Source organism: Pseudomonas sp. MIL9, from assembly GCF_016887925.1.
GTDB classification, from domain to species: domain Bacteria; phylum Pseudomonadota; class Gammaproteobacteria; order Pseudomonadales; family Pseudomonadaceae; genus Aquipseudomonas; species Aquipseudomonas mohnii.
This window is the reverse complement of record NZ_JAFEHE010000020.1, coordinates 277,748-295,557: the sequence shown is the minus strand read 5'-3', so window position 1 is coordinate 295,557 and position 17,810 is coordinate 277,748. Positions and strand designations below refer to the sequence as shown.

Here is a 17,810-nt window from a genome sequence, read left to right as displayed (position 1 = left end):
CCATTCCTGCCATTGAAATAAAGCTTGAAGGTTAACCAAGGCGTCAGGTCTTGGACAGCTCAGTCTTCAATCAGCCCCAGTTCCTTTTGCGCGCGCAAATCCCCTGCACGCGCGGCTTGGCGCAACAGGTCCTGGCCAATCCGTCGATCCCGGGTATTACCACATTCCCGACACATCAGTTGACCGAGGCGGCTTTGCGCGGCCACGACGCCCTCACGCGCCGGTTGCTTGAGCAAACGCCCGGCAATGTGTTTGACGCTGGGGTTTTCGCCCAGGCGTGGGCTATCCAATAACCACTCGGCCACGCGCATCGAAAAGCGCTTGGGCGGGACAACAATGGAAGGTTTGGCGGGAGAGGAAATGGAATGTGAACGAAACTTCATAAAGCACTGTGGGGCAGATCGGAAGGCGCGCCACTCTACTCTTTTTTTCTTACAGGTAAAGTCGAAAAAACGCGGCACGCCCGTCCTAGAGCAAGCGCTGGGGACAATCCACAGAAGCTGTGGATAACTCAGTGGACAACCGCCCCTGAACTCTCGCAAAGCCCTATGGAATGGGGCTCTCAGTCAAACTGACGATTTTTTCACCAGTAAAAAAAAGCGATGTTTTTCATTGACTTAAATTTTGGTTACAGGCACCCACTGCGATTGAAGGCTGGATGACAGTGGAGTGACAGACTGCGCAACTTATGTGCACAAGTACCTTATTGACGGTTATATCAGTGCGCTCTTTCGGTACGTTTTGTCAGCGAAGTTGGGGATAAACTGTGACAACTCCATGACCAGGGCGGGTTCTGACTGGTTGGATTTCCACCGCCGCCGGTCGGATTGCGGGCTGTTTCAGCGCGTACCTGGGGAGTTATCAGCCCCGATCCAACGTCCTCCGGGAACGGGATTGAACGTCGCCCTCAATCTTTTTTGCTATCACACTTCCCTTCGCCCATTCAATCAGTTAGTATCCGCGGCGTTAGTACCAAGCTGAAAGTCAATTCTGGTCGAACAAATCCCCCGGACAGCCTTCTCAAACGAAGCCTCCACCGAACAAGCGGGATCGACCACCTCGATGGTTTCCAGGTAACTCTTGCGCCAACACAGCCTTTGAATCGTAAGCAAAGGGTGTTGCCAGGCTCATTTACTCTGACCGAACCAACCTGCAAATTGATCAGGATCTTCACCCCGGGCCCAGAACCTTTGCCCTTGATGTGTTGCCTGCCCTCCTAAGTACCTACCTGCCAGCCCAAGCGCGCCAATTTATCAGCGCTTCAAACTGGCTGCTTTGTTCCAGTCGGGTTCTTCGTTCGACCAATGGTGGTTGTCGTCACTGGAACGTTTTAATTTTGCACGGTTCTTATCCGTGTCGCTTGTAGGAACACCAATGACTATGTCTACTCAAATCCATACTCAGGATGCCATTCGCACCCTAACCAACGCTTTTGCACCAATGAACTGCCTGATCATGGCCGCTCGCAAAGGCTGCTTCAGCTTCACGCTGGTCAACGAACACGGCATCGCCCGTCATAGCGAACGCCTGTATCCGGATCAGTACTCCAGCGCCGAACCGCTGCAGGCTGTGATCGATCGTACCCGTCAGGCACTGGTTGCCTGAGGCGCCAGCAAGGCTGAAACACCAAAAGCCCCGCGCTCAAAACGCGGGGCTTTTTGTTGCTCGACATTTCACCTGGGGTGGATACCGGTTAAGCACTAACCGATATAACGGTTATAACTGGCAGCCGTAAATATTTTAAAAACAGGCCTTTACGTCGCGAATATGACACTACACTTCAACTCAAGCGGCTTGTTCCGCTTCCGGCGAGCCTGAGTCGATCCACCGCTGCCAAAGCCTTTCAGGTATCGCCGCCCATTTCGAGTTTCGAGGGTTTTATGGGTATCGCTGCCAGCGAACTGTGCCGCTATGTGATCCGCCCGACATTGATCTATCTTGGACGCCATAGCGCAATTGCCGAATCCCTGTTGGTGGGCATTGCCGCCAGCCAGTCAGCCCTTGGTTCCGCCCTGCACGACCGCCGTGGACACGGCCTCTACCGAATCGCCGAACCCCGCCATCAGGCACTCTGGGACCACTATCTGGCACTCGATCCCGAACGCGCCAGCCTGGTCCGGGGCCTGGCCAGCCAACATGCTTTTCTCAGCGGCCCGCACCTCGAATTGACCGTCAACTTGCGTTACGCCACAGCCATCGCCTGGCTGCTGGTCGAAGAACAGAATACTCCCCTCCCTGAAGCCGACGACCTCCTGGGAATGGCGCGAATCTGGCGCCAGACTTTCCAGCCCCAAGGACGCCTGAGAGACTTCACCTACGCCTGGCACACCTGTGTTTCACCGCTGAATCAGGTCGCCTGCTGATTTCCTGGATTCAAACATCGCACAACTGGTCGCGAATTTGGTCGGATTGTCCTACAAAACCGCTCTAAATCAAGCGATACAGCCTATGGCGCCCGGACGAAAATGTTGGTAATTTCCGCCCCGGTGATCTCCAGGAGTTCTAATAATGAAAAAAGTAATGCTCAAAACCACCATTAGCCTCGCCGTTGCCTTGGCATCCACCCAAATCTTCGCAAGCGGCTTTGCCCTCAACGAACAAAGCATCAGCGGAATGGGGACTGGTTTTGCCGGGCGCTCTTCTTCTGCCGAAGATGCAAGTACAGTTTTTGGCAACCCTGCCGGTATGGCCCGCCTCAAAGGCCAGCAAATCACCGGCGGTATCGCAGCGATCGACGCCTCGACCGATATCAGCGATACCAGTGGCCGTTCAAGCGGAACCAACAAAGGCGATATGGTTCCGTTCACTTCAGTACCGATGGGTTTCTATACAAATAAACTCAACGATGAATGGGCTGTCGGTTTTGGTGTCTACGCTCCGTTCGGGCTGATCACCAACTACGAAAACGGCTTTCAGGGCCGCGCTTTCGGCAGCAAGAGCGAAGTCAAAGTCGTCACTCTGCAACCAACCGTCAGTTACGCGTTCAACGACAAGGTCTCGATCGGTTTTGGTCCTACCATCAACCGGATTACCGGCACCCTGGAATCGGACATTGCGCTCCCAGTCCCACGGACTGGCGACAACAATGTGGAGATCAAGGGCGACGATACAGCCTTGGGCTGGAACGCCGGTATCCTGGTGCAAGCCACCGACACCACTCGCGTGGGCCTGACCTACCACTCGAAAGTGAACTACAAGCTCGACGGCCACACCGATGTGACTGCTGGCGCTGGCGTGCCACCTCAGCTGCTCAAATCCAACCGTTACGACGCCTCGCTGAAGCTCGAAACACCTGAGTCCTATGACCTTTCCGTGACTCAAGATTTGAACGATGCCTGGAAGCTCTATGCCGGTGCGACCTGGACCCGCTGGAGCCGCCTGAAAGACATCACGGTCAACAACGACGGCGTAACCGCACAAAGCGGCGGTGCCCTCGCCCCACAAATCGTTGGCACCATCAAGGAAGACCAGAACTGGCATGACACCTGGGCCTACGCCCTGGGTACTTCCTATCAGTTGAACAAGCAGTGGGTATTGCGTACCGGTCTCTCCTTTGACCAGTCGCCCACCAACAACACTGATCGTTCGCCGCGCATTCCTACCGGCGACCGGACGATTTTCAGCATCGGTGCAGGCTTCAGCCCAACCGACGACTGGACCATTGATGTGGCTTACTCCTACCTCAAGGAAGAATCTGTCACTGTCAAACGCGCTAACGCTTTGGGTCAGTCCTACAACGCCAAGTACGAAAACAGTGCAAACGGTTTCGGTGTCGGTGCAACCTACCGCTTCTGATGATTCACGGCGGGCCTGAACCGCTTGCCACCTGAATCAAAAAAGCCCCGCTCTCTTGCACAGAGGCGGGGCTTTTTAGTGGGCATCGATCAGGGAGCGGAAGCGGGAGGCGGCGAAGCCAGAGCCTTCTCCACTGCCGCGATGAAATCGGGATCATCGGGTTTGGTCAGGCTGGAGAAATTGGCGATCACCTTGCCCTGACGATCGACCACGTACTTGTAGAAATTCCACTTCGGCGCGCTGGACTGCTCGGCGAGCACCCGGAACAGGTGCGTCGCCTCGTCACCGCGGACTTTCTGCGGCTCGGTCATGGTGAAGGTCACGCCGTAATTCACATAACAGACCTTGGCCGTCTCGGCACCGTCCTTTGACTCCTGTTTGAAGTCATTGGACGGCACACCGATCACCTCCAGCCCCTGATCCTTGTAACGCTGATTCAGTGCTTCAAGGCTTTTGAACTGCGGGGCGAAGCCACAAAAACTGGCGGTATTGACCACCACCAAAGGCTTGCCCGCGAAGCGCTGGCACAAGTCGATGGATTCCTTGGCGCGTAGTTTGGGCAGCGAACCTTCCAACAGCGTCGGGCATTCTGCGGCCTGAGCCAACCCGGTAAACGCGACCAGTAATGCAGGTGCCGCCAGCCAGCGCATCAACATGTCAGGGCTTCCTTATAAGTCGTCAGCTGTCGAAGTTACTCGCCCTCTTATCCTGCTAGCAAGCACCCATGCCCAACTGCATCAAGGCCAACCCGCCCCGATGCCAGCCCCACCACGCCAGAGCCAGCAGCAAGGCACACACGCCAAGAAGGGTAATGCGCGGCCAGAAGTTGTTCATGTCGCGCTCATTTGCGTTTGCAGGCGTGCCACCGGCGTTTCGCGCACCGGCCAGTTGAGGGCGGCGGCCATCAGGCTCAACAGAATCGCTACCTGCCAGATCAAGTCATAACTCCCGGTACGGTCGTAGACCACCCCGCCCAACCAGCCACCGAGGAACGAACCGAGCTGGTGAAACAGGAAGACAATCCCGCCGAGCATGGACAGGTTTCGTACGCCGAACAAGGTCGCTACCGTGCCATTGGTCAACGGCACCGTCGACAGCCACAGGAAACCCATGGCCATACCGAACAGATAAGCGGTAGTCGTGGTCACCGGCGCCCACAGGAACAACGCAATCACCACCGCCCGCAACAGGTAAAGCCCCGTGAGCAAACGCGGTTTGGACATGCGTCCACCGAGCCAGCCTGCGGTGTAGGTGCCGAAGATATTGAACAAACCAATCAGTGCCAGCACCGTGGTGCCGACCGTCGCCGGAAGGTGCTGATCCACCAGATACGCCGGCAAGTGCACGCCAATGAAGACCACCTGAAAACCGCAGACAAAAAAGCCGAACGCCAGCAGCCAGAAGCCCGAATGGGAACAGGCCTCACGCAGTGCCTCGGACAAGGTTTGCTCATGGCCAAGCACCGGCAAAGGCTTGTCCTTGAGCATGCTGACCAACGGCACGATCAAGGCCACCAGGCAGCCCAAAGCCAGCAGCGCCGCAGACCAGCCGAGCCAACCGATCAACCCTAGCGTGCCGGGCACCATGGCAAACTGACCAAAGGAACCGGCGGCGCTGGCGATCCCCATGCCCAGGCTGCGTTTCTCCGGCGGGACAGCACGCCCGACCACGCCGAGAATCACCGAAAACGAAGTGCCGGACAGACCGATACCGATCAACAGTCCGGCACTCAAGGACAGCGTGACGGCCGAATCCGACAGGCCCATGAACAACAGGCCCAGGGCGTACAGAACGCCGCCGATCAGCACCACTTTCGCCGCACCGAAGCGATCCGCCAGCGCGCCGGTGAATGGCTGCGCCAAGCCCCAGATCAGGTTTTGCAGGGCGATGGCGAAGGCAAAGACTTCACGCCCCCAGCCAAACTCGGCACTCATCGGCGCCAGAAACAGCCCGAAGCCGTGTCGCACGCCAAGAGACAACGCAAGGATCAGCGCACTCCCCAATAAAACCCAACCACAGGTACGCCACATCGATGTCATTATTATTCTCCAATCGCGGGTATATACCCGCTTAAGTTCTGGAAAACCGGCATCAAGCCAGTTCGTCCAGCAATTTCAACAACGTTTCCCGCTTCTCGGCGCCCAAGCGATCAACCAGTCGCTGCTGTGCCGCTTCCCAGGCCGGCAGGGCTGCTTTCAAGCGCTCGGCACCGGCGTCGGTCAGGCGCACGATACGGTTACGCATGTCTTCGCCCTCGACCAGCATCACCAGGCCCTCGCCTTCCAGGACGCGCAAATTGCGCCCCAGGGTGCTGCGATCCAGTCCCATGGCCTCGGCCAGGGTGGAAATACTCGGTTGATCCAGACGCTGCAGATTGCACAGCAAAGAATACTGCGCAACGTTGATCCCGAAGCCGTCGAGAGCGCCGTCGTAATGCCTGCTGACGCCACGGGCGGCGCGACGCAGGTTGATGCATAAACATTGGGATTCGAGCATGGTGCGTGTATATACCCGCGGTTAAGTGAAAGCAAATTTTTTGTTACATGCAACCCGTAAGAGCAACCCTGCTCGCGCAGCCTTATATCAAGGCCAGCCCGACCAGCATCGCAACTTCCAGCAATTCCAGCAACGCCCCGGCCGTATCGCCCGTCGTCCCGCCTAATCGCCGCAGCATGACCTGTCGCAACCACGCGAACAACACGACTGCCAGCACCACGGCAAAAAAACCACTCAAGCCAGCAATCAGCACGCAGGCCAAGCCACTGACCGCCAACACCTGCTTGCCCGCCGAGCGCGGCAGATGATCGGCCAGCGCCTGACCCAGGCCACCGGCACGCACATAGGGCGTGGTCAGGAATAAACCCAGCAACGCACTGCGCCCGAGCAACGGCACGATGATCAGCGCAACGGCGTGTTGCTGTTCGATCAAGGCCAGCAGCGCGGCGAATTTCAGCAGCAGCACCAACACCAGCGTGACCACCGCAATCGGTCCGCTGCGCGGGTCTTTCATGATGGTCAATGTGCGTTCACGGTCGCCGAAGCCACCGAGCCACGCATCGGCGCTGTCGGCCAGGCCGTCCAGGTGCAATGCGCCACTGAGCAACACCCAAACGGTGAGCAGGAGTACCGCGTGCAGCAGCAGCGGCGCGCCGAGCATCAGCCAGTTGAGCGCCCATAGAATCCCGCCGAACAACAAGCCCACCAGCGGATAGAACAGCAGCGACCGCCCCAGCTCCTGCGGTGCCGGCATGCCCGGCAGACGGACCGGCAGGCTGCTGAGAAACTGTAAGGCGATCCAGAACGGCAGCATGGTCAGACCGCTTCCCTTAACAATCCGTCGGACTCGACCGACAGCGAAAACAGTGCGCCATGACCGACTTCGACGTTGAGCAACTGCTCACGCGGCAAGCCGCGCGCCTGCGCCAGCAACAAGCGCATGACCCCGCCATGACTGACGAGCAATACCCGCTCGCCCGCGTAGGCAGCATGCAAACGCGCCACCGCCGCCAGCACCCGCGCTGCGAACGCCGCGACGGGCTCGCCCTGAGGCGGCGTGAACGAATAAGGATCGGCCCAGAACAACCCGAGGGAATCGGCATCGGTTTCCATCAGCGCCGCAGCGCTCTGCCCCTCCCAGGCGCCGAAATGCAGTTCTTTCAGGTCGGCCTGCAACTCGACCGGCAAGCCCAATCGCCCTGCCAGTTCTTCCGCGAACCGCGCACAACGCTGCAGGGGCGAACTGACCAGACGATCCCAAGGCCCTTGCGCCAGCACCGCCTCGCGCATTTGCTGCCAGCCTTTTTCGGTCAACGCATCATCGAGGCTGCCACGCAAGCCGCCACCGAGCTCGGTTTCGCCATGACGCAGCATATCCAGACGCAACGTCATGCCGGACGATCCGCCACCGCTGCCTCGGCGAACGTCGCCATTTGCCCATGCAGGTCGCAGGCCAGACGCAGCAATGGCACGGCCAGCGCAGCGCCGCTGCCTTCGCCCAGACGCAAGCCGAGGTCGAGCAAGGGTTCGGCGCTCAGGGTTTCCAGCACATGGCGGTGCCCTGGCTCGGCACCGCGATGGCCGAACAACAGCCACTGTCGGCACTCGGGATTCAAGCGCACCGCGACCAGCGCCGCGACGCTGCAAATGAAACCGTCCACCAGCACCGCAATGCCTTCCTGGGCGCAGGCCAGGTAAGCACCCACCAGTGCCGCAATTTCAAAACCACCGAGGTTCAACAGGGTCTGCAACGCATCACCACGCTGAGCGCCGTGAAGGGCCAACGCGCGTTCGATCACCTGAGCCTTACGGCTGACACCTGCTGCGTTCAACCCGGTGCCGGGCCCGGCCAGATGCACCACCGGGCACTCCAGCAATGCGCACGCCAGGGCGCTGGCCGCCGTGGTGTTGCCAATGCCCATTTCGCCACCGATGAATAGCTGAGCGCCCGACGCGCGCGCGCGCTGCACACTGTCGCGACCCGCCTGGAGAGCACGCTCACCTTGCGCCGGTGTCATCGCCGGGCCTTGCATGAAATTCGCCGTCCCCGGACCGATGTTCAGATGACGCACACCCGGCAGGTTCAATGCCGGCGTTACCGTGCCCAGGTCCACCACTTCGAGGCAAGCCCCCAACTGCCGCGCCAGCACGCTGATCGCCGCACCGCCGGTGACGAAGTTGTGCAGCATCTGCCCGGTGACTTCCTGGGGATATGCCGACACGCCTTCAGCCACCACGCCATGGTCACCGGCAAAAATCGCGATCCACAGTTGATCCAGGCTTGGCTTGATCTGCCCTTGCAAGCCCGCCAATTGCACCGCCACCGCTTCGAGCTGACCGAGCGAGCCGGCCGGCTTGGTCAGTTGCTGTTGCCGGGCTTGCGCCTGCTCGAGCACATCGAAGTCGATCGGTTTGCACGGGTTCAGCCACCAGGATTGGGTCATAACGCAGTACCTTTCAAAGTCAGGGGCAGGCCGGCGACGGTCAGGATGACTCGCTGACAACGCTCGGCCAGAGCTTGATGCAGCCAACCGGCTTCATCGACATAGCGGCGAGTCAATTCGCCCAGCGGCACGACACCCATTCCGGTTTCGTTGCTGACAAAAATGATTTCACCCGGCAGCGACGCCAGGCACTCCAGCAGGGCATCGCGCTCGGCGCTCAGGCGTTGCGCATCGTCGAGCATCAGCAGATTGGTCAGCCACAGGGTCAGGCAATCTACCAACAGGCAGCGTTCGGCACTGGCGGTTTCGCGCAGGACGCGGGCCAATTCCAGCGGCTCTTCGATCAACGCCCATTCGGCCGGACGACGGGCACGGTGATGGGCGACCCGCTGGCTCATTTCACCGTCCAGCGGCTGGCTGGTGGCGATGTAGGTCACTTGCAGCTGGCAGTCTGAGGCGAGTTTTTCGGCCAGACGGCTTTTGCCGGAGCGGGCGCCGCCGAGGATCAGTTGGAGCATGTTCATAACCTTTTATTTGGCGGTGTAGCGACAGGCCTCATCGCGGGCAAGCCCGCTCCTACAATTGACCGCGTTTTAATGCGGGAGCGAGCCTGCTCGCGATGGGGCCTGTGCAGTCACTTCAAATCCCACAGAGTTCACGCAGCAGCCCGGTATCCAGATGCGTCTCCACCAGATCCGCCAGCCGCTCGATATCCCGCTCGCGCAATCCGTGGTAATCCACGTCCTGCACAGCCTGCAAGCCCGCCCAACGCAACAGGGCGCTGCACGCTGCCGGGGATTCGAACAGACCGTGCAGATAGGTGCCGAAAATCTGCCCATCGACACTTTGCGCACCGTCACAGCGTCCGTCATCGAGCAGTACGGCGGCGTTTTCCAGCGCCGGCCCGGTGGTGACGCCGGCATGGATTTCATAGCCGCTGACTTCAGCATTCTCCAGCGCCAGACGCCCGCGCACATTGCGCAGCTGCTTGTGTTCTTCGAGTCGGGTTTCAAACGCCAACAACCCCAGCCCGGCGCTGGACCCCGGAACGCCTTCCAGGCCCAGCGGATCGTGCACCTGCTCGCCGAGCATTTGCAGACCGCCGCAGATGCCCAGCACTTTGCCGCCGTAGCGCAGGTGTCGCGAGATCGCGGTTTCCCAACCGTTGGCGCGCAGATACGCCAGGTCGTTGCGCACGCTTTTCGAGCCGGGAAGGATGATCAGATCGGCTGGCGGAATCGCCTGGCCGGGACCGATGAATTGCAGGTCCACTTGCGGGTGCAGGCGCAACGGGTCGAAATCGGTGTGGTTGCTGATGCGCGGCAGCACCGGCACCACCACTTTCAAAACCTGATCGGCCTTGTCGGTCTGGCGCTGATCGATGCCATCCTCGGCCTCCAGGTGCAGATCCAGCACGTACGGCAGCACGCCGATCACTGGCTTGCCGGTGCGCTGTTCCAGCCAATCGAGGCCGGGTTGCAGCAAGGCGATATCGCCGCGAAAGCGATTGATGATGAAGCCCTTGACTCGCGCCTGCTCGCTGGGCGACAGCAGCTCCAGCGTCCCCACCAGATGCGCGAACACCCCGCCACGATTGATGTCGGCGATCAGCAGCACCGGGCAATCCACCGCCTCGGCGAAGCCCATGTTGGCGATGTCCCCGGCACGCAGGTTGATCTCCGCTGGCGACCCCGCACCTTCGACCATCACCACCGGATACGCCGCACTCAACCGCGCGTGGGAAGCCAGCACCGCTTGCATGGCGATGGCTTTGTAGTCGTGATAGGCGACGGCGTTCATGGTCGTGACGGCGCGACCATGGATGATCACCTGAGCGCCGGTATCGCTGTTGGGCTTGAGCAGCACCGGGTTCATATCGGTGTGCGGTTCGAGGTAAGCGGCCTGTGCCTGCACGGCTTGCGCGCGACCGATTTCGCCACCGTCGGCCGTCACGGCGCTGTTGAGCGCCATGTTCTGCGGCTTGAACGGCACCACGCTGACGCCCTGACGCGTAACCCAACGACACAACGCCGTCACCAGTGTGCTTTTACCGGCATCGGATGTGGTGCCCTGCACCATCAACGTTGTCATTGGCCTTCCTTGGCAAAGGCTGCAAATGCGGCGGCAAGACGCACCCAGTCGGCTTCATCGGCAGGCAACCCGAAGCGCAGACTGCTGTTGTGCGTGAACAACCGCAGCAAAATGCCGCGCCGGGCCATGAACTCATGCAGTTCTTCGGCGCGATCGGTGATCAACCACTGGAACAATGCGCAGCCGCCGTCAGGCTTGAAACCGTGCTGCTCCAGGAGCGCCGCCAGACGTTCACTGGCCACTTCCGCGCGCACGCGTTGCGATGCGTGCCCTTCGACATCACGCAGGCAGGCCTGGCCCACCACCCGGGTCGGACCGCTGACGGCCCATGGCCCCACTTGTTCGGCGAGCAACTTGAGCAACTTGCGCTCGGCCAGGACAAATCCCAGCCGCACCCCGGCCAGACCAAAGAACTTGCCGAACGAACGCAGCACGATCAGGCCGACCAGATGAGAGAACGGCGCCAGGCTCTGCTGCGGTGTGTTGTCCATGAATGCTTCGTCCACCACCAGCCAGCCACCGCGCTGGGCCAGCCGTGAATGCCAGTCGAGCAGGCGAGCGGGGGGCAGGCTCAAGCCGGTGGGATTATTCGGGTTGACCACCACCAACACATCCAGGCTGTCGACAAAAAAATCGACTTCCTGCTCCAGCACCTCACGCACGATGTAGCCATTGCGGCGCCATGCTTCGGCATGTTCGGCATAACACGGCGACAGCACGCCCACCTTCCCCGCCCGACGCAGACGCGGCAGTAACTGGATGGCCATCTGCGACCCCGCCACCGGCAATACCTGCAGGGTGCCGTAGTAATCGCAGGCGGCCTGTTCCAGCCCGTCATCGTTTTCCGGCAGCCGCGCCCAGGCCCGCAGCGGGATATCCGGAACGGGAAACGGCCAGGGCGCGAGGCCGCTGGACAGGTCAAGCCAATCGGCTTCCTCGATGCCGTATTCGAGCGCTGCCTTGCGCAACCGTCCACCGTGCTCAAGCATAAAATTCAGCCCCCAGGCAGAGAATCAGCAGCCATAACCATACCCCGCGCTGGACCAGTTGCCAGCCACGATCAATGGAGTCGGCATCCGCCGGCACGCCTTCACCCAGTTGCGGACGTTGATGCAGTTCACCGTGATAGATCGCCGCCCCACCCAATTCGACGCCCAGCGCACCGGCGCCCGCAGCCATCACCGGGCCGGCGTTCGGGCTGTCCCAGGTCGGGCCCTGGGTCCGCCAGCATTTCAAGGCCAGTCGGGTCTTGCCCAGCAAGGCGTAGGTCAATGCCACCAAACGCGCGGGAATGTAATTGAGCACATCATCGATTTTGGCTGCCGCCCAGCCGAAACGCTCGAAGCGTTCATTGCGATAGCCCCACATGGCATCCAGCGTGTTGCTCAAACGGTAGAGCACCACGCCTGGCGCACCGGCCACGGCAAACCAGAACAGCGCGGCAAACACGGCGTCACTGCCGTTTTCCAGTACCGACTCGGTGGCGGCACGGGCCACTTCGGTTTTATCCAGTTCGCTGGTCTTGCGGCTGACCAGGTAACTGACGCGCGTACGCGCCTCCTCCAGATCATCGCTGCGCAAGGCCCTGGCCACGGGTTCGACGTGTTCGCCCAGGCTGCGCATGCCGAGGGCGCAGTACAACGCAAGAATCTCGACCATCCAGCCCACATAAGGCGCCCAGGAAAATGCCGTGGCCAACAAGGTCAACGGCAACACCGCAATCACCCACGCGGTGACCCCGTGACTGCGCCAGCCGCGACCACCCGCGTTGAAACGTTGCTCGATACGCTCGGCAAACCGGCCGAACGCCACCAGCGGATGCCAGCGTTTGGGTTCACCCAGCAGCGCATCCAGCGCCACGGCGGCGACACTCAACAACGCCACACTCATTGGCGCACTCCCCAATAATTTTCATACAACAATTCACTTAGCGGACGCGCCTGCGCCCAGCCTTCAAGGACCAACATCGGTGCCGGGTAGAATTCCTTGACCGGTCCCAGGCACAAAATGGCCAATGGTTTGGCACCGGGCGGCAAGCCGAGCAAATCGGCCAGGGCTTGCGGTTCGAACAGCGAGACCCAGCCCATGCCCAAGCCTTCGGCCCGGGACGCCAGCCACAGGTTCTGGATCGCGCAGGACAACGAGGCCATGTCCATTTCCGGCAAGGTGCGACGACCGAAAATATGCCGCTCGCGATCGTCCATCAGCGCCGCCACCAACACCTCGGCGCAATCATTGATGCCTTCGACCTTGAGCTGCATGAATTCGTCGGTGCGTTCGCCGAGGGCTTCGGCGGTGCGAATGCGCTCTTGCTCCACCAGTTCCCGGATCTGGCCGCGCAGGGTTTGGTCGCTGATGCGGATGAACCGCCAGGGCTGCATCAAGCCGACACTTGGCGCCTGGTGCGCGGCTTCGAGCAACCGCCGCAGCAATTCAGGCTCAACCGTGCCACCACTGAAGTGACGCATGTCGCGACGTTCGCCGATGGCCCGGTAGACCGCCGCGCGTTCGGCTTCGGTGAATGCGTTGTCGGTCATGGCCTCTTCGCTGGCAAGCCAGCGCCTACAGGGTTCAGGTGATCAACTGCAGGAGCCGGCTTGCCGGCGAAGGCGTCCTCAAGATCGGGTGCAAACAATGCGGCTACAGCGGTCGGATTGGACGGAAAATAGAAATGCACATAAGAAGCTGTCATCCGCCCCTCACGATAAACCGCCTCCGCCCCGCGACCGCCATTGGGGCTCAAGCCACGGGCAATCGGCACGAGCCCGGTGGTGGTCAGCGAATGATGATAGGTATGCCCACGCAGGGAACCTTCCGGCAATTCGACAGCCTGCAGCGCCAGCGCTGCCAGACGCTTTTGCATCACCGCATCCCCGGCCAGCAGGCCGACCAATTCTGCACGCGTACCTTCGACATCGGTGAGCGAATCGAGCAAATACAACATGCCGCCACATTCGGCGAGCAAGGGTTTGCCCGCCTCGTGGTGCGCGCGGATCGCGTTCAGCATCGAGGTGTTTTGCGACAACGCCACATGATGCAATTCCGGGTAGCCGCCCGGCAGATAGAGGCTGTCTGCCTCGGGTAGACGACTGTCACGCATCGGTGAAAAGAACGACAACTCGGCGCCCATGGCCCGCAGCAAATCCAGGCTGGCGCCATAGGTAAAGGCAAAGGCTTCATCACGGGCCACGGCAATGCGCACACCCGCCAGTAGTGGTTCGGCAGCGATCACATCCGGGGCAGCGAATTCCACGGCCGGCGGAAGCGCCACCTCGCAACTGCTGGCCAGGGCTTCGGCCGCCGCATCGAGGCGCAGATCGAGATCGTTCAACTCACTGGCCTGCACCAGGCCAAGGTGACGACTCGGCAATTCGATAGCGGTTTCGCGGGACAACGCGCCATACCAACGCAGGCCTTCGGTCAGGCTGCCTTCAAGCAACTGCGCGTGACGCAGGGTGCCCACGCGGTTGGCCAGGACACCGGCAAACGGCAAGTCGGGTTGATAGCGCGCCAGCCCCAGGGCCAGGGCACCAAAGGTCTGCGCCATGGCGGTGCCGTCGATCACACCCAGCACCGGCACACCGAAGTGCCGCGCCAGGTCGGCACTGGACGGCGTGCCATCGAACAGCCCCATGACACCTTCGATGAGGATAAGGTCCGCTTCGCCTGCGGCCTCCCACAACAGACGCCGACTCTCCTGCTCGCCGACCATCCACATGTCCAGTTGATACACCGGCGCACCGCTGGCGCGCTCCAGAATCATCGGATCGAGAAAGTCCGGGCCACATTTGAACACACGAACCTTGCGTCCCTGATTGCGATGCAAACGGGCCAGCGCGGCGGTGACGGTGGTCTTGCCCTGACCGGAGGCCGGCGCGGCAATCAGTACCGCCGGGCATTGACGAGGGCTATTCATACCGCGCGACTCACAACTCGACGCCTTTCTGCGCCTTGATACCGGCCTGGAAGGCGTGCTTGATCATGCCCATTTCAGTGACGGTGTCGGCCAACTCGATCATCTCAGGCTTGGCGCCACGACCGGTGACCACCACGTGCTGCATTGGCGGGCGAGCCTGCAAGTCACTGAGCACCCGATCCAGATCGAGGTAACCGTGCTTGAGGGCGATGTTCAACTCATCCAGCACCACCAGACCGATGGACGGATCTCCAAGCAGTTCACGGGACACGTCCCACGCGGCTTCGGCGGCGGCGATGTCGCGCTGGCGATCCTGGGTTTCCCAGGTAAAACCTTCGCCCATCACATGAAAACGAACCTGTTCCGGGAAGCGCCGGAAGAACAGCTCTTCACCCGTGCTGTTGCGCCCCTTGATGAACTGCACCACACCGCACTGCATGCCGTGGCCCATCGAGCGGGCCAGCATGCCGAACGCCGAGCTGCTCTTGCCCTTGCCGTTGCCGGTCAGCACCAGCAGCAGGCCGCATTCGTTCGGGGAGTTGGCGATGCGTTCATCGATTACGGCTTTTTTGCGCAACATGCGCGCCAGATGACGTTCGTCACGATCAGGGGTATCAGTCATGGGAGAGCTCTCCGTTGAGGCAGGATAACGGCGGGCAGGCACAAGAACAGACGGCAAGAAGCCTGGCATCGCCCACCGTGATGCCGCTTGAATGGATCAGGCCGGTCTCCGGGCTCATGAGCGGCGTTGGCCTGGCTGCGCGCCTTCCCGCATCAATGACGACGCAGTGGCTCAAGGCGCAGCTTTCACTCATTTACCGTTGCGGGGGCAGCGCCGGGATCGAAGGCCTTCACGCATTGAAGGACCTGCTCACCGGCTTCCCTGTTTCACTCTGTCGACCCAAGTCACAGAGCACCTGAAACAAGCCGCGAAGGTTAGAGGGTTGGGGGTGGAGCGTCAATTGAAGACGGGGGACGCGAGCGAATAACTGCCGTTGATCAATAAACTGACGCCAATCTTGTGCCACACTTCAAGCAATGATATCAAAGAGCCACAACCCCACATCACAATAACAAGGGTGAGCCCCATGCAAGGCATGACCATCAGCAATCCGCAACTGGAATTCCTGCGCCCGGTGCTGGAGCGCTGGTTTGACTGTATCGACCGCTACAACGCCGTACGCGGCGATAACGAAACGCCTTACTGGCTCGACGAAAAAGCCAATCTCGGCCTGCTTTCCGCCGCTGCCTGGATGGCCGAAATGGTCACCCTGCAACAATCGCCCACCCGCAAGCAAATCGATGAAGGCGAACGCAACGGTCGTGCCGACCTGTTTATCGCCACACCCGAAGCACGCGCCTGGATTCAAGCCACACAACGCTGGCCACGGGTGAACAGCCTGAACCTGACCCAGGCCCTGCTCGATATCACCAGCGAGGCCAAACGCATCAGTTACGCCAGCGACCTGAGACTCGGCTGCCTGTTTGTGGCACCGCAGAAAACCCAGCATGGTGCCACCCCGGAAGAATTGCAGGACATGGTCGACGACCTGCAAAAGGAGCACTCCTGCGCCGTCGCCTGGTATTTCCCCTACGCCTACCGCAAGTTGCACAACGAAGGGGGTCACTATCATCCCGGCATTGCCGTGCTGTTCAAGGAAGCTCGCGGCTAACGGTTGAACCATCGCGCAACGTAACTTCTCTACTGACCAGGTCACTGCATTCATAGGGAAGATCAGTATGCGCAAGCCCCAACTCGTACTCGCTATCGCGCTCGCCGGAGGACTCGCCGCTTGCGGTGACACCTCCAGCCTGCAAGTCTCCGACGGCACCGGCCCGTCACCCAAACTGCCAGAACCCGACAAGACGCTGATTCCGACGGTCAACATTGCCCCGGCGATCGGCTGGCCGGAGGGCGCCAAACCCGTCGCCGCTGCCGGCACCCAAGTGGCCGCGTTCGCCGAGAACCTCGACCATCCGCGCTGGCTCTACGTGCTGCCCAATGGCGACGTGCTGGTGGCCGAAACCAATGCACCGCCCAAACCCGATGACGGGACAGGCATACGCGGCTGGGTCATGAAGAAAGTCATGGGGCGCGCCGGTGCGGGCGTGCCGAGCCCCAATCGCATCACCCTGCTGCGCGACCAGGACCACGACGGCATCGCGGAAACCCGCACGGTGTTTCTGGAAAACCTGAACTCGCCCTTCGGCATGGCGCTGGTCGGCAATGACCTGTACATCGCCGACACCGATCGATTGCTGCGCTTTCACTATGAAAACGGCGATACAGCGATCAAGTCGCAACCGATCAAAGTACTCGACCTGCCCGGCGGCACACTGAATCACCACTGGACCAAGAATGTCATCGCCAGCAAGGACGGCAGCAAGCTGTACGTGACGGTGGGCTCGAACAGCAACGTTGCCGAAAACGGCCTGGACAAGGAAGAAGGCCGTGCGGCGATCTGGGAAGTGGACCGCGCCACCGGCAATCACCGGATCTTTGCCTCGGGCTTGCGCAACCCCAATGGCCTGTCCTGGGAGCCGCACAGCGGCGCCCTGTGGACGGCGGTCAATGAGCGCGATGAAATCGGCAGCGATCTGGTGCCGGACTACATCACCTCGGTCAAGGACGGCGCGTTCTATGGCTGGCCTTTCAGCTATTACGGCCAGCATGTCGACGTTCGCGTCGAGCCGCAAAACCCGGGCCTGGTGGCCAAGGCGATCGCGCCGGACTATGCGGTCGGCCCGCACACCGCGTCCCTGGGACTGACGTTTGCCGAAGGCAGCCGGTTGCCGGCGCCATTCATCCAGGGCGCCTTCATCGGCCAGCACGGCTCATGGAACCGCAAGCCGCACAGCGGCTACAAAGTGATATTCGTGCCGTTCGACGCCGGCAAACCAAGCGGGCAACCGGTGGATGTGCTCACGGGTTTTCTCAATGACCAAGAAAAAGCCATGGGCCGGCCAGTGGGCGTGGTGATAGATCAGCAAGGCGCCTTGTTGGTGGCGGACGATGTCGGGAACAAGGTTTGGCGGGTTTCAGCAGCTAAATAATTACACATCAAACC

General features: G+C 60.7%; 20 protein-coding genes and 1 riboswitch. Of the genes, 5 read left to right on the top strand and 15 right to left on the bottom strand.

Annotated features, from left to right (window positions below):
• Positions 1–59: 59 nt before the first annotated feature.
• A complete protein-coding gene (locus JQF37_RS20985; protein ID WP_130203712.1) occupies positions 60–383 on the bottom strand; it encodes a sel1 repeat family protein in 324 nt (107 codons plus the stop codon).
• A gap of 997 nt (positions 384–1,380) precedes the next feature.
• On the opposite strand from JQF37_RS20985, the gene JQF37_RS20980 reads away from it, so the two are divergent.
• The 3 genes from JQF37_RS20980 (at position 1,381) to JQF37_RS20970 (ending at position 3,795) form a co-directional block, all read left to right on the top strand.
• Positions 1,381–1,605: a hypothetical protein gene (locus JQF37_RS20980; protein ID WP_003214941.1), complete on the top strand. Its 225-nt coding sequence runs from the start codon at positions 1,381–1,383 to the stop codon at positions 1,603–1,605.
• A 275-nt stretch (positions 1,606–1,880) separates the two neighbouring features.
• On the top strand, positions 1,881–2,363 hold the full coding sequence (locus tag JQF37_RS20975; RefSeq protein WP_130203713.1) for a hypothetical protein: 483 nt from the start codon (positions 1,881–1,883) through the stop codon (positions 2,361–2,363).
• Between the two features lie 145 nt (positions 2,364–2,508).
• On the top strand, positions 2,509–3,795 hold the full coding sequence (locus JQF37_RS20970) for an outer membrane protein transport protein (protein ID WP_130203714.1): 1,287 nt from the start codon (positions 2,509–2,511) through the stop codon (positions 3,793–3,795).
• A gap of 89 nt (positions 3,796–3,884) precedes the next feature.
• On the opposite strand, the gene JQF37_RS20965 is transcribed toward JQF37_RS20970, so the two are convergent.
• From JQF37_RS20965 to cobO, 14 genes are all read right to left on the bottom strand, one after another.
• Complete coding sequence (locus JQF37_RS20965) at positions 3,885–4,451, bottom strand: redoxin domain-containing protein (protein ID WP_130203715.1); 567 nt, start codon at positions 4,449–4,451, stop codon at positions 3,885–3,887.
• A gap of 55 nt (positions 4,452–4,506) precedes the next feature.
• Positions 4,507–4,629, bottom strand: coding sequence for a hypothetical protein (locus JQF37_RS31740; protein WP_256590086.1), 123 nt, complete (start codon positions 4,627–4,629; stop codon positions 4,507–4,509).
• On the bottom strand, positions 4,626–5,834 hold the full coding sequence (locus tag JQF37_RS20960; protein ID WP_047531793.1) for an MFS transporter: 1,209 nt from the start codon (positions 5,832–5,834) through the stop codon (positions 4,626–4,628). Before JQF37_RS20960 ends, JQF37_RS31740 begins: the two co-directional genes overlap by 4 nt.
• Before the next feature lie 52 nt (positions 5,835–5,886).
• Positions 5,887–6,291 (bottom strand): MarR family transcriptional regulator, encoded by a 405-nt coding sequence (locus JQF37_RS20955; protein WP_130203716.1) that lies wholly within the window; start codon positions 6,289–6,291, stop codon positions 5,887–5,889.
• A gap of 82 nt (positions 6,292–6,373) precedes the next feature.
• The gene (locus tag JQF37_RS20950; RefSeq protein WP_130203717.1) at positions 6,374–7,105 is read right to left on the bottom strand and encodes an adenosylcobinamide-GDP ribazoletransferase; all 732 of its coding nucleotides are present in this window, start codon (positions 7,103–7,105) and stop codon (positions 6,374–6,376) included.
• Positions 7,106–7,107: 2 nt separating this feature from the next.
• Entirely contained in the window at positions 7,108–7,683 is a 576-nt protein-coding gene (gene cobC, locus JQF37_RS20945; RefSeq protein ID WP_130203718.1) for an alpha-ribazole phosphatase family protein, read from the bottom strand.
• The gene (gene cobT, locus JQF37_RS20940; protein WP_130203719.1) at positions 7,680–8,735 is read right to left on the bottom strand and encodes a nicotinate-nucleotide--dimethylbenzimidazole phosphoribosyltransferase; all 1,056 of its coding nucleotides are present in this window, start codon (positions 8,733–8,735) and stop codon (positions 7,680–7,682) included. Before cobT ends, cobC begins: the two co-directional genes overlap by 4 nt.
• Entirely contained in the window at positions 8,732–9,253 is a 522-nt protein-coding gene (gene cobU / locus JQF37_RS20935) for a bifunctional adenosylcobinamide kinase/adenosylcobinamide-phosphate guanylyltransferase (protein WP_130203720.1), read from the bottom strand. The genes cobT and cobU overlap by 4 nt, the downstream gene beginning before the upstream one ends.
• Before the next feature lie 121 nt (positions 9,254–9,374).
• On the bottom strand, positions 9,375–10,826 hold the full coding sequence (locus tag JQF37_RS20930) for a cobyric acid synthase (protein WP_130203721.1): 1,452 nt from the start codon (positions 10,824–10,826) through the stop codon (positions 9,375–9,377).
• Positions 10,823–11,815: a threonine-phosphate decarboxylase CobD gene (cobD, locus tag JQF37_RS20925; RefSeq protein ID WP_130203722.1), complete on the bottom strand. Its 993-nt coding sequence runs from the start codon at positions 11,813–11,815 to the stop codon at positions 10,823–10,825. The genes JQF37_RS20930 and cobD overlap by 4 nt, the downstream gene beginning before the upstream one ends.
• Positions 11,808–12,716, bottom strand: coding sequence for an adenosylcobinamide-phosphate synthase CbiB (cbiB, locus tag JQF37_RS20920; protein WP_130203723.1), 909 nt, complete (start codon positions 12,714–12,716; stop codon positions 11,808–11,810). The genes cobD and cbiB overlap by 8 nt, the downstream gene beginning before the upstream one ends.
• Positions 12,713–13,363, bottom strand: coding sequence for a 5,6-dimethylbenzimidazole synthase (gene bluB, locus JQF37_RS20915; protein ID WP_130203724.1), 651 nt, complete (start codon positions 13,361–13,363; stop codon positions 12,713–12,715). Before bluB ends, cbiB begins: the two co-directional genes overlap by 4 nt.
• A complete protein-coding gene (locus tag JQF37_RS20910) occupies positions 13,360–14,742 on the bottom strand; it encodes a cobyrinate a,c-diamide synthase (protein ID WP_130203725.1) in 1,383 nt (460 codons plus the stop codon). Before JQF37_RS20910 ends, bluB begins: the two co-directional genes overlap by 4 nt.
• 10 nt (positions 14,743–14,752) lie before the next feature.
• Complete coding sequence (cobO, locus tag JQF37_RS20905) at positions 14,753–15,364, bottom strand: cob(I)yrinic acid a,c-diamide adenosyltransferase (RefSeq protein WP_130203726.1); 612 nt, start codon at positions 15,362–15,364, stop codon at positions 14,753–14,755.
• A gap of 81 nt (positions 15,365–15,445) precedes the next feature.
• A riboswitch (cobalamin riboswitch) is annotated at positions 15,446–15,678 on the bottom strand.
• Positions 15,679–15,830: 152 nt separating this feature from the next.
• Between cobO and JQF37_RS20900 the strand changes: the two genes are divergently transcribed.
• Positions 15,831–16,415 carry a hypothetical protein gene (locus JQF37_RS20900; protein WP_130203727.1) on the top strand — a complete coding sequence of 195 codons (585 nt, stop codon included), beginning with the start codon at positions 15,831–15,833 and terminating at the stop codon, positions 16,413–16,415.
• Between the two features lie 67 nt (positions 16,416–16,482).
• Positions 16,483–17,796 carry a sorbosone dehydrogenase family protein gene (locus JQF37_RS20895; RefSeq protein WP_130203728.1) on the top strand — a complete coding sequence of 438 codons (1,314 nt, stop codon included), beginning with the start codon at positions 16,483–16,485 and terminating at the stop codon, positions 17,794–17,796.
• Positions 17,797–17,810: the final 14 nt, after the last annotated feature.